Annotated in this window: 24 protein-coding genes; 18 read left to right on the forward strand and 6 right to left on the reverse strand. The window is 60.8% G+C overall.

Features of this window, described 5'->3' with window-relative positions; translation table 11 throughout:
* Window positions 1-5: 5 nt before the first annotated feature.
* The 5 genes from rng (at window position 6) to L085_RS06510 (ending at window position 8,592) form a co-directional block, all read left to right on the forward strand.
* Window positions 6-1,475, forward strand: a complete 1,470-nt coding sequence (gene rng, locus L085_RS06490) for a ribonuclease G (RefSeq protein ID WP_004936922.1) — start codon at window positions 6-8, stop codon at window positions 1,473-1,475.
* Between the two features lie 88 nt (window positions 1,476-1,563).
* Entirely contained in the window at window positions 1,564-5,367 is a 3,804-nt protein-coding gene (gene yhdP, locus L085_RS06495) for an AsmA2 domain-containing protein YhdP (RefSeq protein WP_044030358.1), read from the forward strand.
* Window positions 5,364-6,224: a deaminated glutathione amidase gene (gene nit1, locus L085_RS06500; RefSeq protein ID WP_004936930.1), complete on the forward strand. Its 861-nt coding sequence runs from the start codon at window positions 5,364-5,366 to the stop codon at window positions 6,222-6,224. The genes yhdP and nit1 overlap by 4 nt, the downstream gene beginning before the upstream one ends.
* Before the next feature lie 7 nt (window positions 6,225-6,231).
* Window positions 6,232-7,677, forward strand: a complete 1,446-nt coding sequence (gene tldD / locus L085_RS06505) for a metalloprotease TldD (RefSeq protein WP_044030360.1) — start codon at window positions 6,232-6,234, stop codon at window positions 7,675-7,677.
* 150 nt (window positions 7,678-7,827) lie between these two features.
* Entirely contained in the window at window positions 7,828-8,592 is a 765-nt protein-coding gene (locus L085_RS06510) for a CDP-diacylglycerol diphosphatase (RefSeq protein ID WP_044030362.1), read from the forward strand.
* 59 nt (window positions 8,593-8,651) lie between these two features.
* Here L085_RS06510 and L085_RS06515 read toward each other — a convergent pair whose 3' ends face one another.
* Window positions 8,652-10,334, reverse strand: a complete 1,683-nt coding sequence (locus L085_RS06515) for a Wzy polymerase domain-containing protein (RefSeq protein WP_044030364.1) — start codon at window positions 10,332-10,334, stop codon at window positions 8,652-8,654.
* Between the two features lie 691 nt (window positions 10,335-11,025).
* On the reverse strand, window positions 11,026-11,967 hold the full coding sequence (locus tag L085_RS06520; protein ID WP_044030366.1) for a nucleoside hydrolase: 942 nt from the start codon (window positions 11,965-11,967) through the stop codon (window positions 11,026-11,028).
* Window positions 11,968-12,174: 207 nt separating this feature from the next.
* On the opposite strand from L085_RS06520, the gene L085_RS06525 reads away from it, so the two are divergent.
* Together L085_RS06525 and L085_RS06530 are read left to right on the forward strand one after the other, a co-directional pair.
* Entirely contained in the window at window positions 12,175-12,450 is a 276-nt protein-coding gene (locus tag L085_RS06525; RefSeq protein WP_021505118.1) for a zinc ribbon domain-containing protein, read from the forward strand.
* A complete protein-coding gene (locus tag L085_RS06530) occupies window positions 12,447-12,791 on the forward strand; it encodes a hypothetical protein (protein WP_044030368.1) in 345 nt (114 codons plus the stop codon). Before L085_RS06525 ends, L085_RS06530 begins: the two co-directional genes overlap by 4 nt.
* On the opposite strand, the gene aaeR is transcribed toward L085_RS06530, so the two are convergent.
* Window positions 12,782-13,693: an HTH-type transcriptional activator AaeR gene (gene aaeR, locus L085_RS06535; protein ID WP_015379188.1), complete on the reverse strand. Its 912-nt coding sequence runs from the start codon at window positions 13,691-13,693 to the stop codon at window positions 12,782-12,784. The two genes, L085_RS06530 and aaeR, sit on opposite strands and share 10 nt — an antisense overlap.
* A gap of 313 nt (window positions 13,694-14,006) precedes the next feature.
* On the opposite strand from aaeR, the gene aaeX reads away from it, so the two are divergent.
* From aaeX to L085_RS06560, 5 genes are all read left to right on the forward strand, one after another.
* Window positions 14,007-14,210 carry a p-hydroxybenzoic acid efflux pump operon protein AaeX gene (aaeX, locus tag L085_RS06540; RefSeq protein ID WP_004936952.1) on the forward strand — a complete coding sequence of 68 codons (204 nt, stop codon included), beginning with the start codon at window positions 14,007-14,009 and terminating at the stop codon, window positions 14,208-14,210.
* Between the two features lie 7 nt (window positions 14,211-14,217).
* Window positions 14,218-15,153 carry a p-hydroxybenzoic acid efflux pump subunit AaeA gene (gene aaeA / locus L085_RS06545; RefSeq protein ID WP_004936954.1) on the forward strand — a complete coding sequence of 312 codons (936 nt, stop codon included), beginning with the start codon at window positions 14,218-14,220 and terminating at the stop codon, window positions 15,151-15,153.
* Entirely contained in the window at window positions 15,153-17,120 is a 1,968-nt protein-coding gene (gene aaeB, locus L085_RS06550) for a p-hydroxybenzoic acid efflux pump subunit AaeB (protein ID WP_015379187.1), read from the forward strand. The genes aaeA and aaeB overlap by 1 nt, the downstream gene beginning before the upstream one ends.
* A gap of 280 nt (window positions 17,121-17,400) precedes the next feature.
* Window positions 17,401-17,868, forward strand: coding sequence for a ribonuclease (locus tag L085_RS06555; RefSeq protein WP_004936959.1), 468 nt, complete (start codon window positions 17,401-17,403; stop codon window positions 17,866-17,868).
* Window positions 17,869-17,873: 5 nt separating this feature from the next.
* Entirely contained in the window at window positions 17,874-18,173 is a 300-nt protein-coding gene (locus L085_RS06560; protein ID WP_004936963.1) for a barstar family protein, read from the forward strand.
* Between the two features lie 30 nt (window positions 18,174-18,203).
* On the opposite strand, the gene yjgA is transcribed toward L085_RS06560, so the two are convergent.
* Window positions 18,204-18,752 (reverse strand): ribosome biogenesis factor YjgA, encoded by a 549-nt coding sequence (gene yjgA / locus L085_RS06565; RefSeq protein WP_004936968.1) that lies wholly within the window; start codon window positions 18,750-18,752, stop codon window positions 18,204-18,206.
* Between the two features lie 179 nt (window positions 18,753-18,931).
* On the opposite strand from yjgA, the gene pmbA reads away from it, so the two are divergent.
* Both pmbA and cybC read left to right on the forward strand, forming a co-directional pair.
* Window positions 18,932-20,272 (forward strand): metalloprotease PmbA, encoded by a 1,341-nt coding sequence (gene pmbA / locus L085_RS06570; RefSeq protein WP_044030370.1) that lies wholly within the window; start codon window positions 18,932-18,934, stop codon window positions 20,270-20,272.
* Between the two features lie 138 nt (window positions 20,273-20,410).
* Entirely contained in the window at window positions 20,411-20,797 is a 387-nt protein-coding gene (gene cybC, locus L085_RS06575; RefSeq protein WP_044030371.1) for a cytochrome b562, read from the forward strand.
* Between the two features lie 4 nt (window positions 20,798-20,801).
* On the opposite strand, the gene L085_RS06580 is transcribed toward cybC, so the two are convergent.
* Window positions 20,802-21,584: a helix-turn-helix transcriptional regulator gene (locus L085_RS06580; RefSeq protein WP_004936980.1), complete on the reverse strand. Its 783-nt coding sequence runs from the start codon at window positions 21,582-21,584 to the stop codon at window positions 20,802-20,804.
* A gap of 283 nt (window positions 21,585-21,867) precedes the next feature.
* Here L085_RS06580 and L085_RS06585 point away from each other — a divergent pair, with 283 nt between their 5' ends.
* Genes L085_RS06585 through L085_RS06595 form a run of 3 tightly spaced genes read left to right on the forward strand, consistent with a single transcriptional unit; the run spans window position 21,868 to window position 24,981 of the window.
* Entirely contained in the window at window positions 21,868-23,322 is a 1,455-nt protein-coding gene (locus L085_RS06585; RefSeq protein ID WP_044030373.1) for an FAD/NAD(P)-binding protein, read from the forward strand.
* Window positions 23,319-24,200 carry a formyltransferase family protein gene (locus L085_RS06590; protein ID WP_044030374.1) on the forward strand — a complete coding sequence of 294 codons (882 nt, stop codon included), beginning with the start codon at window positions 23,319-23,321 and terminating at the stop codon, window positions 24,198-24,200. Before L085_RS06585 ends, L085_RS06590 begins: the two co-directional genes overlap by 4 nt.
* A complete protein-coding gene (locus L085_RS06595; protein ID WP_015379182.1) occupies window positions 24,193-24,981 on the forward strand; it encodes a sulfite exporter TauE/SafE family protein in 789 nt (262 codons plus the stop codon). Before L085_RS06590 ends, L085_RS06595 begins: the two co-directional genes overlap by 8 nt.
* Window positions 24,982-25,018: 37 nt before the next feature.
* On the opposite strand, the gene rnk is transcribed toward L085_RS06595, so the two are convergent.
* Window positions 25,019-25,429 carry a nucleoside diphosphate kinase regulator gene (rnk, locus tag L085_RS06600; RefSeq protein ID WP_004936993.1) on the reverse strand — a complete coding sequence of 137 codons (411 nt, stop codon included), beginning with the start codon at window positions 25,427-25,429 and terminating at the stop codon, window positions 25,019-25,021.
* Between the two features lie 422 nt (window positions 25,430-25,851).
* On the opposite strand from rnk, the gene L085_RS06605 reads away from it, so the two are divergent.
* On the forward strand, window positions 25,852-26,199 hold the full coding sequence (locus tag L085_RS06605) for a glycine dehydrogenase (RefSeq protein ID WP_021505112.1): 348 nt from the start codon (window positions 25,852-25,854) through the stop codon (window positions 26,197-26,199).
* Window positions 26,200-26,221 lie beyond the last annotated feature (22 nt).

A 26,221-nucleotide genomic window follows, 5' to 3' on the forward strand; every position in this document is an offset into this window, starting at 1 on the left:
AAGGCATGACAGCTGAGCTACTGGTTAATATCACACCGTCTGAAACGCGGGTCGCCTATATCGATGGCGGCATTCTGCAAGAGATCCATATCGAACGCGAATCCAAACGCGGCATCGTCGGCAATATCTATAAAGGGCGCGTCAGCCGCGTCCTGCCAGGCATGCAGGCGGCGTTCGTCGACATCGGCCTCGATAAGGCCGCCTTCCTGCACGCCTCTGACATCATGCCGCATACCGAATGCGTCGCCGGCGATGAGCGGAAAAACTTCCACGTGCGCGACATCGCCGAGCTGGTGCGCCAGGGGCAAGACCTGATGGTGCAGGTGGTGAAAGATCCGCTTGGCACCAAGGGCGCGCGTCTGACCACCGATATCACGCTGCCTTCGCGTTATCTGGTCTTCATGCCGGGTGCGGCGCACGTCGGCGTGTCGCAGCGCATCGACAGCGAAGCCGAGCGCGAGCGCCTGAAGGCGATCGTGGCGCCGCACTGCGACGAGCTGGGCGGCTTTATCATCCGCACCGCGGCGGAGGGCATCGGCGAGGAAGAGCTGGCGCAGGACGCCGCATTCCTCAAACGGCTGTGGACCAAGGTGATGGAGCGCAAGAAGCGCAACCAGACCAAATACAAGCTGTACGGCGAGCTGGCGTTGGCGCAGCGCATCTTGCGCGATTTCGCCGGCGCGGCGCTGGATCGCATCCGCGTCGATTCGCGGCTGACGCACGATCTGCTGGTGGAGTTCACCGGTGAGTACATCCCGGACATCACCAACAAGCTCGAGCTCTATACCGGCAGCCAGCCGATTTTCGATCTGTACGATGTGGAAAACGAGATCCAGCGCGCGCTGGAGCGCAAGGTGGAGCTGAAGTCCGGCGGCTATCTGATCATCGATCAGACCGAGGCGATGACCACGGTCGACATCAACACCGGCGCCTTCGTCGGCCACCGCAACCTCGACGAAACCATCTTCAATACCAACATCGAGGCGACACAGGCCATTGCGCGCCAGCTGCGGCTGCGCAACCTGGGCGGCATCATCATCATCGACTTTATCGATATGAACAACGAAGAGCATCGCCGCCGGGTGCTGCACTCGCTGGAGCAGGCGTTGAGTAAAGATCGGGTAAAAACCACGATCAACGGCTTCTCTCAGCTAGGCTTAGTTGAAATGACGCGTAAACGAACGCGTGAAAGCATTGAACATGTGCTCTGTCACGATTGTCCTACTTGCAATGGGCGCGGCACCGTGAAAACGGTGGAAACCGTGTGCTACGAGATCCTGCGCGAGATTGTGCGCGTGCATCACGCTTACGATTCCGATCGCTTCCTGGTGTACGCCTCTGCGGCGGTCGGCGAAGCGCTGAAGAGCGAAGAGTCGCATGCGCTGGCCGAAGTGGAGATTTTCGTCGGCAAACAGGTGAAGGTGCAGATCGAACCGTTGTACAGCCAGGAGCAGTTCGACGTCGTCATGATGTAGCCCGCCCGACATCGGTAGGGACCCGGCACGCCGGGCCCGTCAGTGCATAGATATTCCCGTTGCCAGGCAGCGGAGCAAGGAGAACTGCGTGAGGCGACTGCCTGGGATTCTGTTAGCAACAGGCGCCACCCTAATCGTGATTGTGGCGCTGCTGATCAGCGGGCTGCGCCTGATGCTGCCGAAGCTGAACGACTACCGTCCCCAACTGCTGGCGCAGGTGGAGAAGCTGTCCGGCGTGCCCGTGCAGATGGATTTCCTACAGGGCAGTTGGGAAACCTTCGGCCCGCAGCTTGAAGTGCGTAACCTGAGCGTTACGCTGCCCAAAAGCGATGTGCATATCGAGCGCGTGACGCTGGCGCTGGATGTGTGGCAGTCGCTGTTGCACTGGCGCTGGCAGTTCCGCGATCTGACCTTCTATCAATTCCGGCTTGATTTGAACGCCACGCTGGGCGGCGATCGGCAGGGCGATGGCCTTGAACCCGGTAAAATCAGCGATCTGATGCTGCGCCAGCTCGACCATTTCGATCTGCGCGACAGTCGTATTTCATTCCTGACGCCCGCCGGCGCGCGCGCCGAATTCGACATTCCCCAGCTGATCTGGCTCAACGGCCGCGATCGCCACCGCGCCGAGGGGCAGATCAGCCTGTCGACGCTGAATGGCCAGCACGGCGTGGTGCAGCTGCGCATGGACCTGCGTGACAATCAAGGCCTGCTGGATACCGGCACGGTCTACCTGCAGGCCGATAACATCGACATGAAACCCTGGTTTACCCGCTGGCTGCGCGCCAACACCGGGCTGGAAAGCGCCGACTTCAGCCTGGCTGCCTGGCTGCAGGTGCAGAACGGCCAGATCGCCGGCGGCCATGCGTTGCTCAAGCAGGGGGCGGCCAACTGGGACACCGGCGCCGCGCAGCACCGGCTGGACGTGGATAATCTGGCGCTGTCGCTGCGCCGCCAGGGCACCGGTTGGCAGCTCGACGTGCCGCAACTGCGGTTGAGCACCGACGGCCAGGCCTGGCCGCAGGGCGCGCTTTCCGCGCTGTGGCTGCCGGAAAACACCGAATTCATGGGGCCGGCGCAGAATGAAGAACTGCGTGTGCGCGCGACTGATATTCAGCTGGAGCGTCTGTCGGCGCTGTTGCCGACCTTCTCCTTCCTCAGCCCGGACGTGCTCGAGCGCTGGAACGATCTGCAGCCGCAGGGGCAATTGGAAGCGCTGGCGCTGGACATTCCGCTCAAGCAGCAGGAAAAGAGCCGTTTCCAGGCGCTGTGGCGCGATGTCAGCTGGCAGCGTTGGGAACTGCTGCCGGGCGTTAACCACTTCTCCGGGGCGTTGAGCGGCGGGGTGGAGAACGGCCGCCTGACGCTGGGGCTCACCGACAGCACCCTGCCTTACGGCGACATGTTCCGCGCCCCGCTTGAAATCAGCAGCGCGCGCGGCGCGCTGACCTGGCGTTACAACGATCAGGGCTGGGAGCTGGCGAGTCAGGGGCTGGACGTCAAGGCGAAGTCGCTGTGGGTCAACGGTGATTTCCGTTATCAGCAGCCGGCCAAGGGCGATCCGTGGCTGAACATCCTGGCGGGCATCCGCCTGTATGACGGCGCCGACGCCTGGCGCTATTTCCCGGAACCGTTGATGGGCAAGCATCTGGTGGACTACCTGAGCGGCGCCATTCAGGGCGGCCAGGTGGATAACGCCACGCTGATTTATTCCGGCGATCCGCAGCACTTCCCGTATCGTAAAAACGAAGGGCAGTTTGAAGTTTTCGTACCGCTACGTCACGCCACCTTCCAGTTCCAACCGGGCTGGCCGGCGCTGACCGATTTGGCGATCGATCTCGATTTCGCCAACGAGGGATTGTGGATGCATGCGCCGCAAACCCGATTGGGTAAGGTGGCGGGTAAAAATATCAGCGCGGTGATCCCGGATTACCTGAAAGAGCGGCTGCTGATCGACGCCGAAGTCGCGGGTGCGGGCAGCGACGTGCATGACTACTTCATGCAGACGCCGTTGCACGATTCGCTCGGGGCGGCGCTGGAGCAGCTGCAGATTGGCGGTGATGTCAGTGGGCGCTTACATCTTGATATTCCCCTGGACGGCGAGCAGGTCAGAGCCACCGGCGAAGTGGCGCTGAACAACAATTCGTTGCTGATAAAGCCGCTGGACAGCGAACTGCAAAAACTCAGCGGCAAGTTCCGCTTCGACAACGGCAACCTGCAGAGCGACCCCCTGTCGGCCAATTGGTTCGGGCAGCCGGTGGCGGTCAACTTTTCCACGCAGGAAGGCGATCGCGATTACAAGATCAATGTCGGCCTGAAGGGCGACTGGCAGCCGGGCAAGTTCCCCGGCCTGCCAAAAGAGGCCGCTGATGCGCTCAGCGGCAGCGCGCCCTGGCAGAGCCAGGTGGCCATCACGCTGCCGCATCAGGGCTCGGCCAGCTATGATATCGGCATTGACGCGGATTTGAAGAAAGTGAGCAGTCACTTACCTTCACCGCTGGACAAGGCACCGGGCGAGGCACTGCCGGTGAACGTCAAGGTCAAAGGCGGTCTGAACGGTTTCATGTTGACCGGCAGCGCGGGCAAGCAGAACCGCTTCAACAGCGAATGGAACTTCGACAAAAAACAGGTGAATCTGGCGCGTGCCGCCTGGCAAACCAACGGGGGCGGCACCCCGCCGCTGCCGGCCGGCAAATCGATGACGCTGAACCTGCCGGCGCTGGACGGCGAGCAGTGGCTGGCGCTGCTGGCGCCGGCGCTGAAACAGGGCGGCGGCAGCGGTCAGGTGGGCGGTTTCAGCTTCCCTACCACCGTGGCGCTGACTACGCCGCAGCTGCTGTTGGGCGGCCAGGCCTGGCATAAGCTGACGCTGTCGGCCGAAAAACAGCTTGGCGGTACCCTGGTGAGCGCCAAGAGCGACGAAGTGGACGGTAGCCTGCGGGTGGCCGATCGCGGGCCGTGGCGCGCCGATATCAACTACCTGTATTACAACCCACAGTTCGCCGAGACGAAAAACGCGGCGGGCGCACCGTCGCCGTCGACCGAGAAAGTTTCCTTCCGCGACTGGCCTTCGCTGATGCTGCGCTGTAAGTCGTGCTGGGTGCTGGGGCAGAACCTCGGCAAGGTCGAGGCGGATCTGACTAATCGGGGGGATACCCTGACGCTGGATCACGGTCTGGTCGATACCGGTAAAGGGCGTATGAGCGCCACCGGCCTGTGGAAACAAAACGCGCAGGAAGAGCGCAGCTCGCTGAAAGGCAAACTGCTCGGCGGCAAGATCGATGAAACCGCCGCCTTCTTCGGCATCACTATTCCGCTGAAGGGGGCGCCTTACGACGTGGACTTCGATCTGTACTGGCACGGCGCGCCGTGGCAGCCGCAGGTCGATACGTTAAGCGGCGCGCTGCAGGTCAAGATGGGCAAGGGCGAGATCGACAGCATGGGCGGCGGCCGCGCCGGCCAGCTGCTGCGGCTGGTCAGCTTCGACGCCCTGCTGCGCAAGCTGCAGTTCGATTTCAGCGATACCTTCGGCAAAGGTTTCTACTTTGATTCCATCCGCAGCACCGCCTGGCTGAAAGATGGCATAATGCATACTGATAATCTATTAATCGACGGCCTGGCGGCGGACATCGCCATGAGCGGCCAGATCGATCTGGCGCGCCGCCGTATCGATATGGAGGCGGTGGTGGCGCCGGCGATTTCGGCGACCGTCGGCGTGGCCACGGCGTTTGTCGTCAACCCGATCGTCGGCGCGGCGGTATTTGCCGCCTCGCAGGTGCTGGGGCCGCTGTGGAGCAAGATTTCGCTGATTCGCTACCATATCGGCGGCGATCTCGACCAGCCGAAGATCAATGAGGTACTTCGTAAGGCAAAGGAGGATAAGGCGTCATGAGGAATGCTAACGTTGCGTTGTTGCAGTTGTGCAGTGGCGATCAGGTGCGCGATAACCTGGCCCAGATTGAACAGCAGATCAAGCAGCTCAATGCCGGGGTAAAACTGGTCATGACGCCGGAGAACGCGCTGCTGTTCGCCAACTCCGCGGCCTACCGCCAACAGGCGGAAAAACAGGGCGATGGCCCGCTGCAGAACGCGGTGCGCGAGCTGGCGCGCCGCTATGGCGTGTGGTTGCTGGTGGGCTCGATGCCCTTGATCAGCCGCGAAAACCCGGAACTTATCACCACCAGCAGCCTGTTGTTCGACGAGCAGGGCGAGATCCGCGCCCGCTATGACAAACTGCACATGTTCGATGTGGATATCAACGATGCGCACGGCCACTACCGCGAGTCGGATACCTACCAGCACGGGCAGCACCTGACGGTGGTGGATACGCCGGTCGGGCGCTTGGGCATGACCATATGCTACGATCTGCGCTTCCCCGCGCTGTTCCAGGCGCTGCGGGCACAGGGCGCCGAACTGATTTCGGTGCCGGCGGCGTTTACCCGGGTCACCGGTGAGGCGCATTGGGAAATCCTGCTGCGCGCCCGGGCGATCGAAAACCAGTGCATGATCCTGGCGCCGGCGCAGGTGGGGCGCCACGGACCGACTCGTCGCACCTGGGGCCACACGCTGGCTGTTGACGGCTGGGGCAAGGTGCTGGCCGAGAACGCGGACGCCGTGGCGGCGCTGAAGGTGCGCGTGGACACCGCAAGCCTGAAAAATATTCGTGCGCAGATGCCGGTGCTGCAGCACAACCGATTCCAGACGTCGCTGACGGCGCCGTCTGACAAGCTATCCTCCAATCAAGAGTGAAACCATTATGAGCCTGACGTTTGTCAGTGAGCAGTTACTCGCTACCAACAAGCTGAGTCATCAAGACCTGTACAGGGTACTGGGTCAACTGGCAGAACGCCGTATCGACTACGCCGATCTCTATTTTCAGTCCAGCTATCACGAAGCCTGGGTGATCGAGGACGGCATCATCAAGGATGGCTCTTACAATATCGACCAGGGCGTCGGCGTGCGCGCCGTCAGCGGTGAGAAGACCGGCTTCGCCTATGCCGATCAGATCACCCTGAATGCGCTGCAGCAGAGTGCCCAGGCGGCGCGCAGCATCGTGCGCGAGCAGGGCGACGGGCGGGCGCATACCCTGGGCGAAATCGGTTACCGGGCGCTGTATCCGCTGCTTGATCCGCTGCAAAGCCTGCCGCGCGAAGAGAAAATCGCCCTGTTGCACCGCGTCGACAAGGTGGCGCGCGCCGCCGATGCGCGGGTTCAGGAAGTGAACGCCAGCATCACCGGCGTTTACGAGCAGGTGTTGGTGGCCGCCACCGACGGCACGCTGGCGGCGGACGTTCGCCCGCTGGTGCGTCTTTCCGTCAGCGTGCTGGTGGAGCAGGACGGCAAGCGTGAGCGCGGCTCCAGCGGCGGCGGCGGCCGTTTCGGCTATGACTACTTCCTGGAAACCGTCGACGGCGACGTGCGCGCCGATGCCTACGCCAAAGAAGCGGTGCGCATGGCGCTGGTCAACCTCGGCGCGGTAGCGGCGCCGGCTGGCAATATGCCGGTCGTGCTGGGCGCCGGCTGGCCGGGCGTGCTGCTGCACGAAGCGGTGGGCCACGGCCTGGAAGGCGACTTCAACCGGCGTGGCACCTCGGTATTCAGCGGCCATATGGGCGAGCTGGTGGCGTCTGAGCTGTGTAGCGTGGTGGACGACGGCACCCTGCAAGGGCGCCGCGGTTCGCTGGCGATCGACGACGAAGGCGTGCCGGGCCAGTACAACGTGCTGATCGAAAACGGCGTGCTGAAAGGCTACATGCAGGACAAGCTCAACGCGCGGCTGATGGGCGTCGCGCCGACCGGCAACGGCCGCCGTGAGTCCTACGCGCATCTGCCGATGCCGCGCATGACCAATACCTACATGCTGGCGGGTCAATCGACGCCGGAAGAGATCATCGCCAGCGTCGAGTACGGCCTGTACGCGCCGAACTTTGGCGGCGGCCAGGTGGACATCACTTCCGGCAAGTTTGTATTCTCCACCACCGAAGCCTACCTGATCGAGAAGGGACGCATCACCAAACCGGTGAAAGGGGCGACGCTGATCGGCTCCGGCATCGAGGCGATGCAGCAGATCTCGATGGTCGGCAACGATCTGGCGCTCGATAAAGGCGTGGGCGTGTGCGGCAAGGAAGGCCAGAGCGTGCCGGTAGGCGTCGGCCAACCGACGCTGAAACTGGATACGCTCACCGTCGGCGGCACGGCGTAATCTTTCCTCAAGGGGCCACGCGTTGGCCCCTCACCATGCTCCATTTCGCGGCCTTTCTCGCATTCGTAACGCTAAGCGCGGCAGGACGCCGTAGCCTGCACGACATAATGGAATGAAATTGACGTGGCGAAAAAACAGAGCACGACAAGAATGACGCGCCTGGCATTATCCGCTCGGCGTTGGCTGCTGGTGCTGGGCGTTCTGTCCCTGACGGGCTGCGCCCGTTCCGATGCGCTGTGGGGCGTGGTCGATAAACTCTGCATGGCCAACTATCAGCAAAAACGCAATCCGGCCCCGTGCGAGCAGATTTATATGCCGCAGGGGAAAGCGCAGGGCTTTAGCGTGCTGCAGAACCCGCGTTACCCTTATCACTTTATCCTGGTGCCGACGGCGCCGCTCTCCGGCATTGAAAGCCCGCAGCTGCTGGTTGGAGAACGGACGGACTATTTTGGCTATGCCTGGCTGATGCGTTACCGGCTGGCCGCCGAGTATGGCGGGCCGGTGCCGGATGATATGTTGGGCATGGCGATCAACTCCGCTTACGGCCGCAGCCAAAACCAGTTGCACATTCACCTGACCTGTCTGCGCGAGGACGTGCGGCGCCAATTGCAGGCGGAACGCCCCTACATACAGGAACAATGGCGGCCTTTGCCGGATAAGTTGTTGCGCCACACCTATTATGCTCGCCGCGTGATGCAGCCAGCCGTGATGGGCATCTACCCGATTAAGGATTTGGCAGATTATTTCCATCTGTCGCCGCCGCAGCTGGCGGAATATGGCGTGGTCGTCGTTCCGACGATGTTTGCCGGCCGGCAAGGGTTTATCTTGCTGGCCTCGAAGCGCGGCTGGGACGTCGGCAATCGCGCGTCGGTAGAGTCGCTGCTGGATAAAGAGTGCGCGATATTGCCACGTTGATTTTGCTACATAAATGGCGGAGGTGAGAGCGACGAGGCATCGCTCTCACCTTGTTGTCCCTACCTAAACCGCGCATCCCGCGTAAACAGGAAAGCGGCTTCCCGCAGGCGAGCGTCGGCTTGTGCCTGATCCCCCTGATAGCGCAAGATCATAATCAGCGTGGCGTAGACGTTGGCGTCGATGCGGTGCTGCAGATAGGCATTGGCCCACTGCCGATAGCCGGTCAACAGGGCATCATCACGCGTCTGGTTGTAGACCAGCAGCGCGTGAGATTGCTCGTCGAAGGTTTTGCGCTCCCGGTAGATCCAGGCGGCCGGCGACGGCATCTGCTCGATGCTGTCGATGTTGGCCAGCATAGTGCGCTCCGACTGGGTGAGCGCCATGCGCCCTTGCCAGGCGAAGACCGCCATCACCAGCACGCCGAGCGCCGCAAACGCCACCGGCAGGCTCAGGGCTTTGGCGAACGGCAGCGGGCGGGGCTCGCCGGTTTGGCCGTCCAGCAGCGCCAGCAGCAGCAGAAACGCCAGCCAGTGCGGCGCAGACAGATAGAAAGGGTATTCCAGCTGGGTGTGTATCAGCATCGGCAGCAGCACCAGGAACAAGCCGACGCGCGCACCGTTCGGCTGTTCTCGATCCCGTTGCCAGGCGCTTTTCAGCAGCCGTGCGCCGGCGGCAAGGACGATAGCGATACCTGCCAGCGCCGGCAGGCCACCCTCAACCCACCACAGCAGGATTTCATTGTGCGGATGCCCGGCGACTTCCAACACTTCTCGCCAGGGCATTTCCTGCAGGCGAAAGTGCGCGAAGCTGTATTCAAAACCGCCGTAACCCCAGCCCAGCAGCGGCTTGGCCAGGATCATGGCGCCGACGTCATGCAGCATGGTGAGGCGAGCGCTATTGGACAGCTCCCGACCGATCAGACCCGCGCGGCCATCCAGGCCGAAACCGGTGAATAGCACCGCCAGGCCGATCGCCACGCCCAGCAGCATCGCGCCGCCGGCCCAGCGGCTCGCGGCCGGGCGCCGGCGGGCAAAACGGCACAGCAGCAAAGCTGCCGCCAAGGCGCCGCCAAGCCAGGCGGCGCGCGACTGGATCAGTACCAGCAGGGCGGAGAAAACGGCCAGCAGCGCGAGCAGCGGGATTTGCCGCCGCCACGTTGGCGCTGAGAGGGGAGCAAGCAGCAGCCAGAGCGCCAAGGCCAGCCCGGTGGCGATAAAGCTGCCCAGCACGTTCGGTTGCTGAAAGACGCCGTAGACCCGGCTGCCGTTAGGGGCTACCCAGGCCAGCGTGGGGGCGAACAGCTGCAGCGCCGCCAGCAACGCCTGAACGCCGATGGCGAACAGCAGACCGTACAGCAGCAGCTCGCGCTGTCGGGCGGTTAGGCGCAGCTGCAGGCAGGCGACATAGAACAGCCAGCCGCCGAGCAAACCGGCGCAGCGCCACAGGGCATCTTCGCGCCACTCGAGGCGGGTATACAGCAGCGGCAACGCCAGTACGGCGATGCCGAGCAGCAACCGCCGGGCGGTGGGGGTCAGCGAAAAACGGATGCGACCCAGGCAAACGGTAAACGTCACGATCAGCGTAGTGAGCGCCATGACGCTCCAGGCCAGAATGTTTTGCGGCAGCGCCAGACCGTCGCCGCCCATGTTGGGGTAATAAACCGGCAGGACCGCCGCCATCCAGATCAGCAGCAGGGGCAGCACGGCGATGGTCGCTGCGTTAGCGGGAGATTTATCGGCCATGGTTAACCTGCCATGGCCTGATAGCGTTTATGAAATGCATGTTTTGATTATTCCCTATCCTTTATCCTGATGTTGAAATGCGTGTAATGTTCAATTCGAAAATGTCTCATGGGAAATTTAATCCGTCTTCATGGTGAAGCGATAAATAATGTTTACCCTGAGAATGCGCGAGGCCGTGTGCCTAAAGAAAGGTTAAGCCGTATTTTTCACCCGCAAAAGGCATTTTTGTTGTTTACAAAAACAGATGCGCTATTTTCTCAAATCTATTGTGATTCAGTCAAATTTTAATCGAATATTATTTTTATTCATTGAAATCAGTTGATTGAGGGTTGTCTTGACGTGTGTGAATATCGTGGAGCATCTCGGCGATGGCCTATATTGGCAGGCAATGTGAAGAGTAAAAGAGGTATCTGCTTGTTTAATTGATGCCGTCAGTGGCGGCGTGACGGTGGAGATTTACTTCATCGTTTTCCATTGCTGGTTTTTAAATTCAATGTGGTTTTTATGGTTTTATTTTTATTAAGATTCTTCTTGTCTTTACCTGTTTTTTTAATTTTTATAAAATGATTTATTGTTAGGATTGTTCTGCTGTATTGGAAATAAAAGAGGTTATGGCCTGAGCCTCCCGTTGCCGCGGCAGAATACGGACTAACGCGCCTGTAAAAGCGCGTTAATCTCGTCTCTCATTCGCTTACTCCCCCTCACCGATCCGCTCCAGCGCATCCACCACCAGATCCCAGAATTTATCCTGATCCAGTTTGACCGCTACCTGGGTGTGGCAATCCGGCGGCGGCGGCGCGCGGAAGTCCGCGACCGTCATGCCTAAGGTGAGGGTGCCGGTCAGCTCTATATTTACCGGCGCTTTGCGCACCGACATGACGCTCGGATCGATCACATAGGCCACCGCGCATGGATCGTGCACCGGCGGGGCGCTGAAGCCTTGCGCCTGTTGGTACATACGGCCAAAGAATGCCAGCAGCTCGCCGACGAAGGCGGCCGGCCGGGTGCCGAGGGCGGCGATGCGTTCGCAGACTGCCGGCGTGGCCAGCGCCTGGTGGGTGAGATCCAGCCCGACCATGGTGAGCGGCCATTTTTCGTTGAACACGATGTGCGCCGCCTCGGGATCGATTTTGATATTGAACTCCGCCACCGCGCTCCAGTTGCCCACATGATAGCCGCCGCCCATCAGCACCACTTCCTTGACCCGTTCGGCAATGCGCGGCTCTTTACGCACCGCCATGGCGATATTGGTCAGGCCGCCGGTCGGCACCAGCGTCACGCTGCCCGGTGGGTGGGCCATCACGGTCTCGATGATCAGGTCTACCGCGTGGCGTGAGTCCAACTGCAGGTGGGGTGCCGGCAGCACCGGGCCATCGAGGCCTGAGTCGCCGTGAATGTCGGGCGCCACTTCGATATTGCGCACCAGCGGACGCGGGCAGCCGGCGGCGAAGGGGACGCCGGTGATATTGGCGATACGGGCCACCGCCAGGGCGTTGCGCGTCACTTTGTCCAGCGTCTGGTTACCCACCACGGTGGTGACCGCCAGCAGGTCGATCTGCGGATTGCCCCAGGCCAGCAACAGAGCGATGGCGTCGTCATGCCCCGGGTCACAGTCCAGTATGATTTTTTTCATGGTTATTCCTGATGCAGGGAGAGGTTTCCGCAGCATAACGCAGCGCGGCGGCGTGGGATAATGCCGATGGTGCTTTTGTTAACGGCATCAAAGCCTTGCCACTTTTACGATGTAATGAAACGTAAATCCTGCTCACCGGGCTTTACCCTGGAGTTTACTCCAGGGTTTACAGTGAGGTTCAGCGTCAATGCACAGAGGAGAGGCGGGATGAGCTTACTGAAACGGTTGTTGGGGCAAAGCGGTATTCACGGCGGTCATCAGCGCGCGGGCCACGGCGGCGGGCATCATGGCAACCGCTATAATCAACATGGCGAGCCGGGGCCGCAGTGCCCGGAATGCCGGGCAGTGAATAAATCGGGCGCCCGTTATTGCCACCGCTGCGGTCAGCCGTTTGCCGCGCTAAGCGCCACCTGCGGCCAGTGCGCCGCGCCGTTGCCGCCGGGCAGCCGCTTTTGTCCGCAGTGCGGCGGCGGTGTGCCGTGAACCGGGGCGGTTGGACACTCGCGCTGCTGCTGGGCGCCATGGCGCTATGGACGCTGCTGGCCTGGGGCGTAGCCGGGGTGCTGGCCTGGCTCCCGGCGTTGGCGGAGGCAGCCGGGAAGGCATCGTTGCCGGTGAACGGTGCGCTGAGCCTGGTGCCGCAGGCGGCGCTGGACGCCTGGCTGCCATGGCTGAAACAGCTGGGCAGCGGGCTGGCGAGCTATTTTCCTGTGCTGCTGGCCTGGGCGGGCTACGCCGTCTGGCTGCTGTGGGGCTTCGGCATGGTGGCGCTGACGCTGCTGGCCGCGCTGGCGCGCCGCTATTTGAGCGCCGCTCAGCGATAGCCCTGATAGACCGCCGCTACGCGTTCGAAATAGTCGGTTAAATAGTTGATGCACACCTGTACCTTCAGCGGCAGTTTGTCCTTCTCGGTATAGAGCGCGTAGATCGGCCGCGGATCCGAGTGGTAGCTTTTGAACAGGATCTCGATCTCGCCGCGTTTGATCTCTTCGATCACCCACATCAGCGGGGCGTAGGCGATGCCGGCGCCGTTTTTCAGCCAACGGATCATGGTGGAGGAGTCGTTGGTGACGAAGCGCCCCTGCGGGGAAATACGCGTGGTGATGCCTTCCGGCGACATCAGTTCGAATTCGCTGTCGGGCCGCACGCTGTACTCCAGCCAGGAAAAGTTGACCATGTCGCTCGGCTTCTGCGGCGTGCCGTGCTGGATCAGGTAGCTTTTGGCGGCGCACACCACCATCGGCATCTGCCCCAGGCGGCGGGAGAACAGGCTGGAGTCCTGCAGCGCCCCGGTGCGGATCACCAGATCCAGTCCGTCGGTGATCAGATCCGGCGCCGGAATGCCGGTTACCAGGTTGACCGTCAGGCCTGGGTACTCTTTCATCATCTCGGCGGTCATGTTCGCCAGCACGTTTTGCGCCATGGTGGATGAGCTGCCGATGCGCAGCGTGCCGGCGGGCGTATTGTTAAACGCGTACAGCTGCTCATGCACCTCGCTGACTTCCTGCAGCATGCGTCGGCAGCCCTGATAGTAGATTTTGCCGGCCTCGGTCAGGCCGATGCTGCGCGTGCTGCGGTTCAACAGCTTGACCTGCAGTTCATTTTCCAGTTTCGAGACGGTTTGACTGATCGATGAAACGCTCATGTCGAGTTGGCGTGCGGCCGCGGTAAACGACCCGAACTCAACCACTTTGGCGAATACCGACATCCGTTTTAATCTTTCCATTATTCACTCTGGCTTAAAAGTGATTTAGATCACAGATTGTTGATGCCTTGATAGTAAGCAGGCTAATATAACGTGGTCGGGTGAATAGACCTTACCAACGTGCGAGAGCGATCGGCAACGCAATCCTGCCGCTCCTCCGGCACCCTCGCAATCCCTGTCGTGGATGTCTGCCCCCAAGTTTAACCTTTTTCGGGTTCGTGACCTGGACAAGCTGTCCGGTCAAGATTTGTGGCGCGCGCACGCTAAAATGTAAAGAGAATGTGAATGGCGAGATGTGTCTTTCCCCGGCGTAGTGAACAATAAGGAAAAAGTGATGAGTTTGCTTCCGGTTATGGTCATCTTCGGGCTGTCGTTTCCGCCGGTGTTTTTCGAGCTGCTGGTGTCGCTGGCGCTGTTTTTTCTCCTGCGCCGCCTGCTGCAGCCGACGGGGATTTACGATTTTGTCTGGCATCCGGCGCTGTTTAACACCGCGCTGTATTGCTGCTTGTTTTATCTGATTTCGTGTCTTTTTGTTTGAGGTCGCTGTGAAAAATTTTTCGATAAAAATAACCCGAATCGCGATCACTTTGATTCTTGTGCTGTTGGGCATCGCCGCGATATTCAAGGCCTGGGTGTTCTACACCGAGTCGCCGTGGACGCGTGATGCCAAGTTTACCGCCGATGTGGTGGCGATCGCCCCGGACGTCAGCGGCCTGCTGACCGACGTGCCGGTGGTGGATAACCAACTGGTGAAGAAAGGCCAGGTGCTGTTCGTGGTCGATCGGCCGCGTTATGAGCAGGCGCTGGCGGAAGCCGGCGCCGACGTCGCCTACTATCAGACGCTGGCGGCGGAAAAACGGCGCGAGGCCGGCCGCCGCGTGAAGCTGGGCGTGCAGGCGATGTCGCAGGAAGAGATTGACCAGTCGAACAACTCACTGCAGACCGTGCAGCACCAGCTGGCGAAGGCCATTGCGGCGCGCGAGCTGGCGCAGCTGGATCTGGAACGCACCACGGTGCGGGCGCCGGCCGATGGCTGGATCACCAACCTCAACGTCCATGCCGGCGAATACATCACCCGCGGCTCGGTGGCGGTGGCGCTGGTGAAGAAAGATTCCTTCTACATCCTGGCGTACCTGGAAGAAACCAAGCTGAATGGCCTGAATAAGGGCGACCGTGCGGAGATCACCCCGCTCGGCAGCAACCGCATCATGCACGGCACCGTCGACAGCGTGGCGGCGGCGGTGAACAACAGCAGCAGCACGGTGAACAACAAAGGGTTGGCGTCGATCGACAGCAACCTGGAGTGGGTGCGCCTGGCGCAGCGCGTGCCGGTAAAGATCCTGCTGGACGCCAAGGATCAACAGCATCCGTACCCGGCCGGCACCACCGCCACCGTGGTGATCGTCGGCAAGAACGATCGCAATGCCGACAGCGGCTCGCCTTTTGTGCGCCTGATGCACCGGCTGCGTGAGTTCGGCTAATGAGCAGCCCAACCTTTATCCGGCTGAGATTCGCCTTCAAACTCAGCTTCGCGATTGTGTTTGCGCTGTTCGTCGGCTTCCATCTCAATCTGGAAACCCCGCGCTGGTCGGCGATGACCGCCGCCATCGTCGCCGCCGGCCCGGCCTTTGCCGCCGGCGGCGAACCCTTCTCCGGCGCCATCCGCCACCGCGGCTGGCTGCGCATTATCGGCACCTTTATCGGTTGCTTCGTCGGCCTGATCATTATCATCACCACCGCCCGTGCGCCGGTGGTGATGCTGTTGCTGTGCTGCATCTGGGCCGGTTTCTGCACCTGGCTCTCTTCGCTTATCAAGGTGGAGAACTCCTATGCCTGGGGGCTGGCCGGGTATACCGCGCTGATCATCATCGTGACGGTCGCCACCAGCGAGTCTCATCTGCTGGAAGCGCCGCAGTTCGCCATCGAGCGTTGCAGCGAGATCGTGCTGGGGATCGTCAGCGCCGTGTTGGCGGATCTGCTGTTCTCGCCGCGTTCGATCAAACAGGACATCGATCGGGCGGTGGATCAACTGCTGGTGGCGCAATACCGCCTGATGCAGATGTGCATCAGCAATGCCGACAAAGAGGATATCGACCGCGCCTGGAGCAATCTGGTGAAGAGCACCACGGCGCTGGACGGCATGCGCAACAACCTGATGATGGAGTCCTCGCGCTGGCAGAAGGTCAACCGCCGGGTAAAAGCGCTGCATACGCTGTCGCTGACGCTGATCACCCAGGCCTGCGAAACCTATCTGATCTTGTTGAATCACCCGGACGCGCTGAAAGACAGCCTGCGTGAGCAGCTGATGGTCCCGGCGGAAACCCCGCAGGAGATCCACAAGCGCATGAAGCTGCTGCGCCAGGTGCTGACCACGCATCGTTCCGAGGAAACGCTGCCGACCCTCACCGGCTGGGTCGGCGCGGCGACGCGCTACCTGCTGCTGTCGAAAGGCGTGCACGCCAACTGCAGCATCAGTGCGGTGGAAGAGGGGGTGTTGAGCAACGAAACCGTGGTCAAGCCGACTTCGGCGGAAGGGCATCACGCGATGATCAACGGCCTGCGCACCTTTGTGGCGACGGCCTTCGGCAGCCTGCTGTGGCTGTGGACCGGCTGGACGTCCGGCAGCGGTTTTATGGTGATCATCGCGGTCATCACCTCGCTGGCTATGCGCACCCCGGCACCGCGCATGGTGGCGATGGATTTCGTGCTGGGCATGCTGGCGGCGATCCCGGTCGGCTCTCTGTTCTTCATGGTGATCCTGCCGGCGACGCAGCAGAGCATTTTGCTGCTGTGTCTTAGCCTCGGCCTGCTGGCGTTTTTCATCGGCATCGAGGTGCAGAAGCGGCGGCTCGGTTCGCTGGGGCTGCTGGCCGGGACCATCAACATTCTGGTGCTGAGCAACCCGATGGAGTTCAACGTCACCCAGTTTCTCGACGGGGCGCTGGGCCAGTTCCTCGGCAGCTGCGTTGGGCTGATGGTGCTGCTGTTGATCCGCGACAATTCGCGTGAACGCACCGGCCGCACGTTGCTCAACCAGTTCGTCAGCAGCGCGGTGTCGGCGCTGACCACCAAGGCGGCGCGTCGTCGGCAAAACCACCTGCCTGCGCTGTATCAGCAGCTTAACCAGCTGCTGATGATGTTCCCGAACGACATCGCCAAGTATCGTCTGGCGTTGAACCTGATCATTGCCCACCAGCGCATGCAGCGGGCGGAGATTCCGGTCAGCGAAGAGCTGTCGGCCTTCCACCGCCAGATCCGCAGCACCGCCGATCGGGTGGTCTCCGCCAAGAACGACGTCAAGCGCGCCTATTACTACGATCGCTTGCTGGGTGAAATGAACGAGTACCAGCAGAAGCTGGTGGACAATCAGGCGCCGCTCAGCGTCACCGGGCCGGTGAAACGCCTGGCCGACATGCTGCATCGCTATCGTCACGCCTTGATCGATTGATGCGTTCCCTCCTGTTGCGCCGCGTTGTGCGGCGCCTTCCCTGACTATACTGAAAGCAGCGCCTGGCATGGCGAGCCGTCTCATGTGAGGCGGCCCGTTTTCAGAGAGACTCCGAGTGCCAGAACGGCTGGAAAGTGGCATCATTGTCATGAGTGGATGAAACGCTTACCGCCGCGAAAACGTGACGTGCCGGTCATCTTAGTTTCATCCTGGTCGGCTATATACCTAACTAGCCTGGGGGAGCTGCGGCGCCTTCGGCGGCATAATTTCAGGGAATGTCATGAACAAGCGGATTCTGTTGGCGATTGTCATCGCCGTGGTCATCGCCGTCTTCAGCGCGCTGCGCGGCAACGAGCACCGTGCGATCGGCGGCAATGCGACGGTGGTGCAAGCGCCGGCGGGGCAACAGCAGAGCATCGATCGGCTCACGCAGCAGCAAACGGTGGTGAGCTACCTGCAGCAGCATCAGCGGCTTCCGGGCTATTACGTCACCAAGAAGCAGGCGCGCGAGCAGGGCTGGGACCCGCGTTCAGGCAACCTCTGTGCAGTATTGCCGGGCAAGGCGATTGGCGGCGATCGATTCTCTAACCGTGAAGGGCAACTGCCGAGCGCCGGCGGCCGGGTCTGGCGCGAAGCGGACATCAATTACCAGTGTGGCCGGCGCGGCGCCGATCGCCTGCTGTATTCGAGCGACGGTCTGATCTTCGTCACGCGCGACCATTACAAAAACTTCATTCGTGTGGAGTGAGTTTGATGGCAAAAGTAGAGTTTGATTTTGAACAGATCCAGGATGTGCCGACCTTCTACCGCGATTTTGCGCACAAGTTTGCGCTGGACGAGGGATTCGGCGCCAACCTCGACGCGCTGTGGGACGTAGTGACCGGCGATATCGGTCTGCCGGTGGAAATCGAGTTCACTCACCTGAATGCCCGCAGCAAGCGTCGTTTCGGCGCGATCATTCTGCTGTTTGAAGAGGCGGAAGAAGAGCTGGAAGGCAGCCTGCGCTTCAATATCCGCGAAAGCAGCGGCGAACCGGCACATCACCGGGGATGAAACGGGTTCATCCCGGGATGGCGGCGGCGCTTAGTCGGCCGCTTCGGCCAGCTCGCGCAGGTATTGGAAGATCTGGCGGTAAGCCTTAGGCGGCTTGTTGGCGGCCTTCTCTTTCTGCGCGTTGCGCACCAGTGAACGCAGCTGTTGGCGATCGGCGGCCGGGTACAGATCCAGGATCGACGGAATGACGTCATCGCCTTCTTCGACCAGACGGTCGCGCAGCGCTTCCAGCTTGTGGAACAGCGAAACCTGCTGGTTGTGGCGGTTTTTCAGCTTGTCGAGCGCGGTCTGGATCGGCTCGATATCGCGGGCGCGCAGCATTTTACCGATCAGCTGCAGCTGACGGCGACGGCCCTCTTTTTTGATCTTCTGCGCCAGTTCGATGGCGGCACGCAAATCTTCATCCAACGGAATGCGATCCAGCGCGTTTTTGCCCAGATCGACCATTTCGGCCCCCAGGTCTTTCAGCGCTTCGGCATCACGTTTAATCTCACTTTTACTGACCCAGATAATCTCGTCATCGTCCTCGTTTTCATTCTCCGGGACATCGTCGAGCCAGTCTTCAGGCTGTTTGTTCATGGTAGGCTCCGTTAAAAAGAGGCTAATCCTAACAGGTTGCCGGCTTTATGCGAAATTCAACGCGGTTCCTGTTAGACTCAACGGCAGAGATCTCAGGATTTTTGCGCGCCGCTCCGCGTGCACAACTACGCCGCTCCGGCACTTTTCTCAACGATTTTCTGATTAATTATGGCAGATTGATGAAAGTAGTCACTCAAGTTGCAGAACAGCGCAAGGCGCTGGAACAGGCCGTTTCTCAGGCGCTGGAGCTGGCCCGCGCCGGTTCCGACGCGGCGGAAGTCGCGGTCACCAAATCGACCGGCATCAGCGTCAGCACCCGCTTCGGCGAAGTGGAAAACGTCGAGTTCAACAGCGATGGCGCGCTGGGCATTACCGTGTATCACCGCCAGCGCAAAGGCAGCGCCTCTTCCACCGATCTCAGCCCGGACGCCATTGCCCGCACCGTACAGGCGGCGCTGGACATCGCGCGCTATACCTCTGAGGATCCCTGCGCCGGCCCGGCTGAGAAAGATCTGCTGGCGTTCGAGGCGCCGGATCTCGATCTGTTCCACCCTACCGAGCTGGACGCCGATCGCGGCATCGAGCTGGCGGCGCGCGCCGAGCAGGCTTCGCTGGCGGCGGACAAACGCATTACCAACACCGAAGGCGGCAGCTTCAACAGCCACTACGGCATCAAGGTGTTCGGCAACAGCCACGGCATGCTGCAAAGCTACTGTTCCAGCCGTCACTCGCTGTCCAGCTGCGTCATCGCAGAACAGGACGGCGACATGGAGCGGGATTACGCTTACACCATCGGCCGGGCGATGGGCGATCTGCAAAGCCCTGAGTGGGTGGGGCAGGAGTGCGCCCGCCGCACGCTGGCGCGCCTCGCGCCGCGCAAATTGTCGACCATGAAGGCGCCGGTGCTGTTCGCCTCCGAGGTGGCCACCGGATTGTTCGGCCATCTGGTAGGCGCCATCAGCGGCAGCAGCGTTTATCGCAAATCTACTTTCCTGCTGGACTCGCTCGGCAAGCAGATCCTGCCGGCGTGGCTGACCGTCGAGGAGCATCCGCACCTGCTGAAAGGGCTGGCGTCGACGCCGTTCGACAGCGAGGGCGTGCGCACCCAGCGGCACGATATCGTCAAGGATGGCGTGCTGCAAACCTGGCTGATGACCAGCTACTCGGCGCGCAAGCTGGGCCTGCACAGCACCGGCCATGCCGGCGGCATCCATAACTGGCGCATTGCCGGGCAGGGCGCAGACTTCGCCGGCATGCTGAAGCAGCTCGGTACCGGCCTGGTCGTCACCGAATTGATGGGCCAGGGCGTCAGCGGCGTCACCGGCGATTATTCTCGCGGCGCCGCCGGTTTTTGGGTGGAAAATGGCGAGATCCAGTACCCAGTCAGCGAGATCACCATCGCCGGCAACCTGAAAGACATGCTGCGCAACATCGTCAGCGTCGGCAGCGATATCGAAACCCGCAGCAATATCCAGTGCGGTTCGGTGCTGCTGCCGGAAATGAAGATCGCCGGCCAGTGATCCGCTGCGCGGCCGGCGCCCGCCGGCCGCGCGTTATCCCGTCTCAACCTTGCTTACAAATCTCCGGTTTCGATTTTTCCCGGCCTTGCCTATGGTAACGGTGGGTTAATTAAAACAATAACTGGAAGGTGAGCAAACATGCAGAATACCCTGAAAGCGCTGGCGGCGTTGGCGCTGCTGGCAGCCAGTTCGCTGGCGGTCGCCGCCGATCTGGGCGACGATATGGACACCCTGGCGGAAAACTACAAAACGGTGCTGAATACCGACTCCGCCGCTACCCTCAAGCAGAGCCTGCAGTACATGCGCGCCGCCGCGCAGGATGCCAAACAGGGCACCCCGCCGAAGCTGGAAGACAAAGCCGCCGACAGCCCGGAGATGAAAGATTTCCGCAGCGGGTTGGATACCCTGATCGGCCAGATCGATCAGGCACTGGCGCTGGCCAATCAGGGCAAAGTCGCTGAAGCGAAGCAATTGGCGCAAGGCTTCAAACAAACCCGCGACGCCAACCACAAGAAATTCCGCTAATCCGTCAACCGTCGCGCCCGTCTTCCGTCAGATAGGAGGAGGGCGCCTGCCCCAGCACGCGGCGGAACATGGTTGAAAACGCCGCGCTGCTGTCATATCCCATCTCCATCGCCACCTGCGTCACGCTGTGCCCTTCGGCCAGCAGCGCCAGCGCCAGCACCACGCAGGCGCGCTGGCGCCATTGCGAAAAAGGCAGGCCGGTCTGCGCGCGAAAGAAGCGGCTGAAGGTGCGAATGCTCATATACAGACGCGGGGCCCACCGCTGCGCGGAGTCGTGGGCGTCGGGGTGTTGCAAAAAGGCGCGGCACAGCTCACCCAGCCGAGGATCGGCGGGCAGCGGGATGTGCAACGGCAAAGGTTGCAGCCGGGCCAGCTCGTGCAGCAGCAGCGCCGCCAGCGCTCCGTCGCGGCCCTGTTGTTCATACTCCAGCGGCATATCCACCGCCGCCATCAACAGCTGGCGCATCAGCGGCGTGACGCTGACCACCTGACATACCTGCGGGCGTTCGGCGGGCAACGCGCCGGGTTCGAGGTACAGGCTGCGGGTGGTGACGCCGACCATCCGCACCGCGTGCGGCATCTGCGGCGGCAGCCACACCGCGTGCTGCGGCGGAACGACCCAATTGCCTTGCTGCGTGAAAACGTGCATGACGCCGGTAGCGCCGTACAGCAACTGCGCGCGCCGGTGGCTGTGCATTGGCAGCAGGTGCCCCGGCGGATAATCGGTGCCGATGGCGATCACCGCGCGGGTTACGTGGTCGATGTCATCAATGCGGACGTTGCGCATGTGTTCCCTTTGGCGGGCAAATTGGCCGAAACGCAATGATAGTTGGCCTTTCATATAAAGCAAGCCAGCGACGCTCGCCCTACTATCGGGGCAGAAAAATAACGCTTGTTCGGGGCGCCGTTATTTTATCGGCCATGAAACCCGTACAAGTCTTCACACCAGGGTGGGACGAAGGTTCTCGTTCTCGCAATACAAGAAGTTAATAAGGAATAAAGCGTCATTTTATTCCAACACCTGAAGCAATAGTTCTTAGCGCAGTTCAATGACTATAAGGTGATATTTCATGTATAAGTTCGGTGTGATTGGCGGCGGGGCCGCTGGCATCTCTTTTGCCTATAACTTTATAAAAAATAAGTCGGTTAATCATTGCAAAAGGCCGCTTTCCCTGACGGTTTTCGACAAGCAGGGATTTAAAGGCGGTATGGCATACAGCAGCGATTTTGACAGCCATATATTAAATATGACGCCGGAAAATATGTCGGCGGATATTTTCGACGAAGCACACTTCGTTGATTGGATCGCCATGCATTTTCCGCAGTTTTGCCAGGATCGTTATCCGCCGCGCTGGCTGTATCGGGAATATCTCGATTTTATTCGCGACATGACGATATATATGGCGGCGGACAGTAACGTAGCGCTGAATTTCGTGACCGCCGAAGTGAATGCCATCGCGCCGCACGAAGCCGGCTATCGGCTGACCACCGCCTGCGGCGGCGCCGAGCAGATGAACGCGCTGGTGCTGTGTTCGGGGCACAACCCGCCGGAATGCCTTTACCCGGTGGATGGGGTGATCGCTTATCAGGCTCATCAGGATCTGCCGCCGATCAACCCTTATTCGAGCATCGGCGTGATCGGCTGCAGCCTGACGGCGATTGACGCCATCGTTGAACTGATGGAGCGGCTGGGAGCGACCGACATCTGCGCCCTGTCGCGCTCGGGCCTGTTCCCCAGCGTGCAGCCGGCGCTGATGCGTCCGCCGCCGGAGGCGTTTGTTGAGGCGCTGCGGCGCTTTGTCGCCGGCCGCGATTTTATTGACGCGCATCAGCTGGTGCATGCGATCAACGCCGCGCTGGCGCGCCACTATCCGGGGCCGGAGCGGCTGACGGTGCTCTCGGCGCTGGGGGAAAGGCGCGATTGCTACCGCGATCTGGCGGACAGCCTCGATCGCGCGCGCTTTGCCAGGGAGCATATCTGCAGCTATCTGGCGGCGATCCACCCGGCGGTGTGCGCCGCCTGGGTCAAGATGGATGCCAACAACCGGCAGGTCTTCATGCGCTTTTACAACTCCTCCTGGATGCGCAATCGGCACGCCATGCCGATCAAGAATGCCTACAAGATCGTGGCGGCGCTGGAGAGCCAACGCCTGCGCGCCTGCGGCGGCCTGGTGGATATCAGCAAGGCAACGGACGGGTTTATCCTTCGTTGCCATGAGACGCGGGTGCACGCGCAGTATCTGTTCAACTGCACCACGCCTTCCTATCAACTGCCGCCCAACCGCCTGAGCCAGCAGCTGCTGCAAGACGGGCTGGTGCAAGAGAACCTGTTCGGCGGCGTGAAGTGCAACCCGCATACGCTGAAAATCGCCGACCGACGCGGCCGTGAGCAGCATATTTACTCGCTCGGCGCGCCCGCCAAGGGCGATCTTTTTTACACCTCGGCGATGGAATCCATCACGCGGGATATCAGCAAAATCGTGTTCAACAACCCTATTTTCAATGCAAAGAAGGCTGAAGTATGAAAAACGTAGCGCTCTTTGTCGGCAACGACATTTTCTCCTGGCTGGTGTGTCAGGATCTGATCGCCGCCCTGAAAGGCGAGTGTGCTTTTACGGTGTATTTCCCCCTGGCGAAAAGCGGCGGCCGCACCCAAGAGCCAGCGGTTCGCCGTCTGGGGCTGTACGAGCGCGAGGTGCTGAACGATTTTGTGTTCCCGTTCGTTGGCCGCAACGCCGCCGCCTGTGAGGGTGCCTATCAACCGCCGGCCCTGTTCCTGGCCGCCGCCGGGGTCAAAGCGCATCGCGTTCTCGACATCAATGACGCCACGTTTATCAGCAGCCTGGAGCATATGGACGCGGTGATCTCCCTGCGCTGCTATCAGAAATTCTCCGCCGACTATGTGCGCGCCTTCAGCCGACGCGGCAAGCTGCTGTGGAACCTGCACCCCGGCGACTTGCCGCGCTATCGCGGGGTGATGACGCTATTCCGCGCAATGATGAACGGTGACAAGAGCTGTGCGGTGACGCTGCATGAAATGGATGAGCACTGGGACGCCGGCCCGGTGCTCGCCCGTCTGCCCGCCGAGCTGCGTCACGATCTTTCGTTCCTGGAAAACATGATGTTGCTGGGCGTGCAAAGCGGCACCTTCCTGGCGCGCCAGCTCATGCGGGCGGAACGGCGCGAAGCGATAGCGGCGGAAAAGCAGGGTGATTCGCGCTATTGGGGCTTCCCGGACGCACAGACGCTGGCGCGGGCGGAACAGGCGGGCATTGAGCTGGTGGATCACGACGCCGTGCGCGATCAGTATCTGGGGCTGTTCGTCGGCGATCGTTTCCATCCGCTGGCGGGGCAGTTCTGCGCCGGGTTCGACGACTTCGTGCGGGCGCACGGCCATGATTGAAACGTTGATTGTACTGGGTGCCGGTTTTCTGACCGGCATCACCACCATTCTGTTCGGCTTCGGCGGCGGTTTTGTGGTGGTGCCTTTTGTCTATCACCTGATCTCCGCCTCGGGCGAGCAGCCCGGCCAGGCGATGCATATTGCTGTAGCGACCTCGACAGCGGTGATGATCCTCAACGCGAGTTATGCCACCCTGACCAACTGGCGCAGCGGCAACCTGCTGCGAGAAACCATCGTACCGCTGATCTTTTTCATCGGCATCGGCGCGGCGCTGGGCGCGTTCGCCTCCTCGCTGCTGGCGGACGGCGTGATCCGCTGGCTGTTTGTGGTCTATATGACGGTGACCATCGCCGACTGTCTGTTCCGCCGGGGCTTCCTGATCAAACCGGCGCGCGCCGAACTGTCTCCCGCCACGTTGTGGGGCGGCGGGCCGTTGATCGGCGGCATCGCCACGCTGCTGGGGGTGGGCGGCAGCGTGATGACCGTGCCGCTGCTGCGTCGCCATGGTTACGACATGAAATATTGCGTCAGCGCCGCCAACCCGCTGTCGATCCCGGTGGCGGTGATCGGGGCGCTGATGTATATCGTGTTGGGGTGGCGCGAGATGAGCGGGCCGCAGTATCTGGGTTACGTCAATCTGAACATTCTGGGGCTGCTGGTGGCGGCGGGGATTGCGGGGATCGTGTTTGCCAGGCGCTGTTTGCCGAAGGTGAGCGATGCGCTGCATGCCAAAATCTACGTGCTGCTGCTGATCGCCGTGCTGATCGCTATCTGCCTCTGAGACAGAAAGGGCGGCCGGATGCCGCCCTGAAAACCGCTTAACGGTGGTATTCGCCCGCCGCTTCCGGCTGGTACAGCAATTCCAGCACTTCAATCCGCGCTTCTTCACCGTTCGGCAATTGCCAGGAGATCTGCTTGCCGACGTGCATGCCGAGCAGCGCTGCGCCCAGCGGCGCCATCACCGACAGCTGATCGTGGCTGTCTTTCAGCGAAGCTGGGTAGACCAGCGTGCGCACATGCTCTTCATCGGTGTGCAGATCGCGAAAACGCACGCGGCTGTTCATGGTCACCACGTTGGCCGGCATTTTCTCCGGCGGCAGGATTTCCGCGCGATCCAACTCGTCGTTCAGCGCGGCGGCGACGTCGGTGTTGGCAAAGGCCGGTTGTTCCAATAGCGCATCCAGGCGTTCCGCATCCAGCTCATTAATAGTAATGATGGGTTTGGTCATTCCACTCTCCAGTCAAATCAAAGGGCGCCAGTCTGTGCGCCCATAAATTCGGAAAAACAACACAAAGCAACACCCCCGCGCCAGAGGAGCGGGGGTGTGGGTAATGTCGATTTGTCCCATTGATAGTAGGCGGTTGGGGCGAGAAAAGAAAGAGATCCCGATCACGAAGGCTTTTATCGTCAATCGAGGCAAAAAAACCGTTAGCCGGGTTATGTAATTGTTATCTCATTTACTTTTTCGCCGTAGCGCCGTTTTGCGAAATGGATCTCCGCGCGTCATTCGATTTCCACTTCGAACTGGAAAAAACCGGTCTCCACAGAAAATCTTACCGGGGGTAGGGTAAAGACATCACAGAAAGCGGGTTATTAAGGTGATGCGCTTTACGGCTTACTGATTAATGTGGGATCTAGGGGTACTGAAAAGTGAATGATGGATCTGCTTCGATAAAAGAAATTGAACAATCCGATATCAGCGAAGCCGGTGAGATCACCGCTCGGGTGCTGGCGGATATTACCGCGATGCTGAATGCTGAGAATATTTATACCAATGCGGTGCAGCAACAGATGCTGGAATCGCATATTCGCGCCATGGTGCTGCGCTCAATAACCGGTGAGCCGTTGCCGGAGGTGGATAAATCATTGTTCGACGAAATTTCCGCCGAGTCCATGCAAATGGCGGAGCGCGTGGTGGATCAGTTTGGCACATTGCCTATCGAAGAGGCCTATTTGCTGTCCGTGCACTTCGAAGTGGCGAAAGATAATAACGCATAGCGGTTAACGCATCGATTTCAAT

Origin of the sequence: Serratia sp. FS14 (genome assembly GCF_000695995.1) — a bacterium.
Classification (GTDB): Bacteria; Pseudomonadota; Gammaproteobacteria; order Enterobacterales; family Enterobacteriaceae; genus Serratia; species Serratia nematodiphila.

Bases quoted from the DNA above. Each gene is read 5' to 3' on its own strand.
- rng (WP_004936922.1), top strand. From the start codon at position 6: ATGACAGCTGAGCTACTGGTTAATATCACACCGTCTGAAACGCGGGTC.
- aaeX (WP_004936952.1), top strand. From the start codon at position 14,007: ATGAGTTTGCTTCCGGTTATGGTCATCTTCGGGCTGTCGTTTCCGCCG.
- aaeR (WP_015379188.1), bottom strand. From the start codon at position 13,693: ATGGAAAGATTAAAACGGATGTCGGTATTCGCCAAAGTGGTTGAGTTC.
- nit1 (WP_004936930.1), top strand. From the start codon at position 5,364: ATGAGGAATGCTAACGTTGCGTTGTTGCAGTTGTGCAGTGGCGATCAG.
- L085_RS06555 (WP_004936959.1), top strand. From the start codon at position 17,401: ATGAACAAGCGGATTCTGTTGGCGATTGTCATCGCCGTGGTCATCGCC.
- rnk (WP_004936993.1), bottom strand. From the start codon at position 25,429: ATGACCAAACCCATCATTACTATTAATGAGCTGGATGCGGAACGCCTG.
- cybC (WP_044030371.1), top strand. From the start codon at position 20,411: ATGCAGAATACCCTGAAAGCGCTGGCGGCGTTGGCGCTGCTGGCAGCC.
- L085_RS06560 (WP_004936963.1), top strand. From the start codon at position 17,874: ATGGCAAAAGTAGAGTTTGATTTTGAACAGATCCAGGATGTGCCGACC.
- L085_RS06525 (WP_021505118.1), top strand. From the start codon at position 12,175: ATGAGCTTACTGAAACGGTTGTTGGGGCAAAGCGGTATTCACGGCGGT.
- L085_RS06515 (WP_044030364.1), bottom strand. From the start codon at position 10,334: ATGGCCGATAAATCTCCCGCTAACGCAGCGACCATCGCCGTGCTGCCC.
- pmbA (WP_044030370.1), top strand. From the start codon at position 18,932: ATGAAAGTAGTCACTCAAGTTGCAGAACAGCGCAAGGCGCTGGAACAG.
- aaeB (WP_015379187.1), top strand. From the start codon at position 15,153: ATGAGCAGCCCAACCTTTATCCGGCTGAGATTCGCCTTCAAACTCAGC.
- L085_RS06585 (WP_044030373.1), top strand. From the start codon at position 21,868: ATGTATAAGTTCGGTGTGATTGGCGGCGGGGCCGCTGGCATCTCTTTT.
- tldD (WP_044030360.1), top strand. From the start codon at position 6,232: ATGAGCCTGACGTTTGTCAGTGAGCAGTTACTCGCTACCAACAAGCTG.
- L085_RS06510 (WP_044030362.1), top strand. From the start codon at position 7,828: ATGACGCGCCTGGCATTATCCGCTCGGCGTTGGCTGCTGGTGCTGGGC.
- L085_RS06520 (WP_044030366.1), bottom strand. From the start codon at position 11,967: ATGAAAAAAATCATACTGGACTGTGACCCGGGGCATGACGACGCCATC.
- L085_RS06595 (WP_015379182.1), top strand. From the start codon at position 24,193: ATGATTGAAACGTTGATTGTACTGGGTGCCGGTTTTCTGACCGGCATC.
- yjgA (WP_004936968.1), bottom strand. From the start codon at position 18,752: ATGAACAAACAGCCTGAAGACTGGCTCGACGATGTCCCGGAGAATGAA.
- L085_RS06580 (WP_004936980.1), bottom strand. From the start codon at position 21,584: ATGCGCAACGTCCGCATTGATGACATCGACCACGTAACCCGCGCGGTG.
- L085_RS06590 (WP_044030374.1), top strand. From the start codon at position 23,319: ATGAAAAACGTAGCGCTCTTTGTCGGCAACGACATTTTCTCCTGGCTG.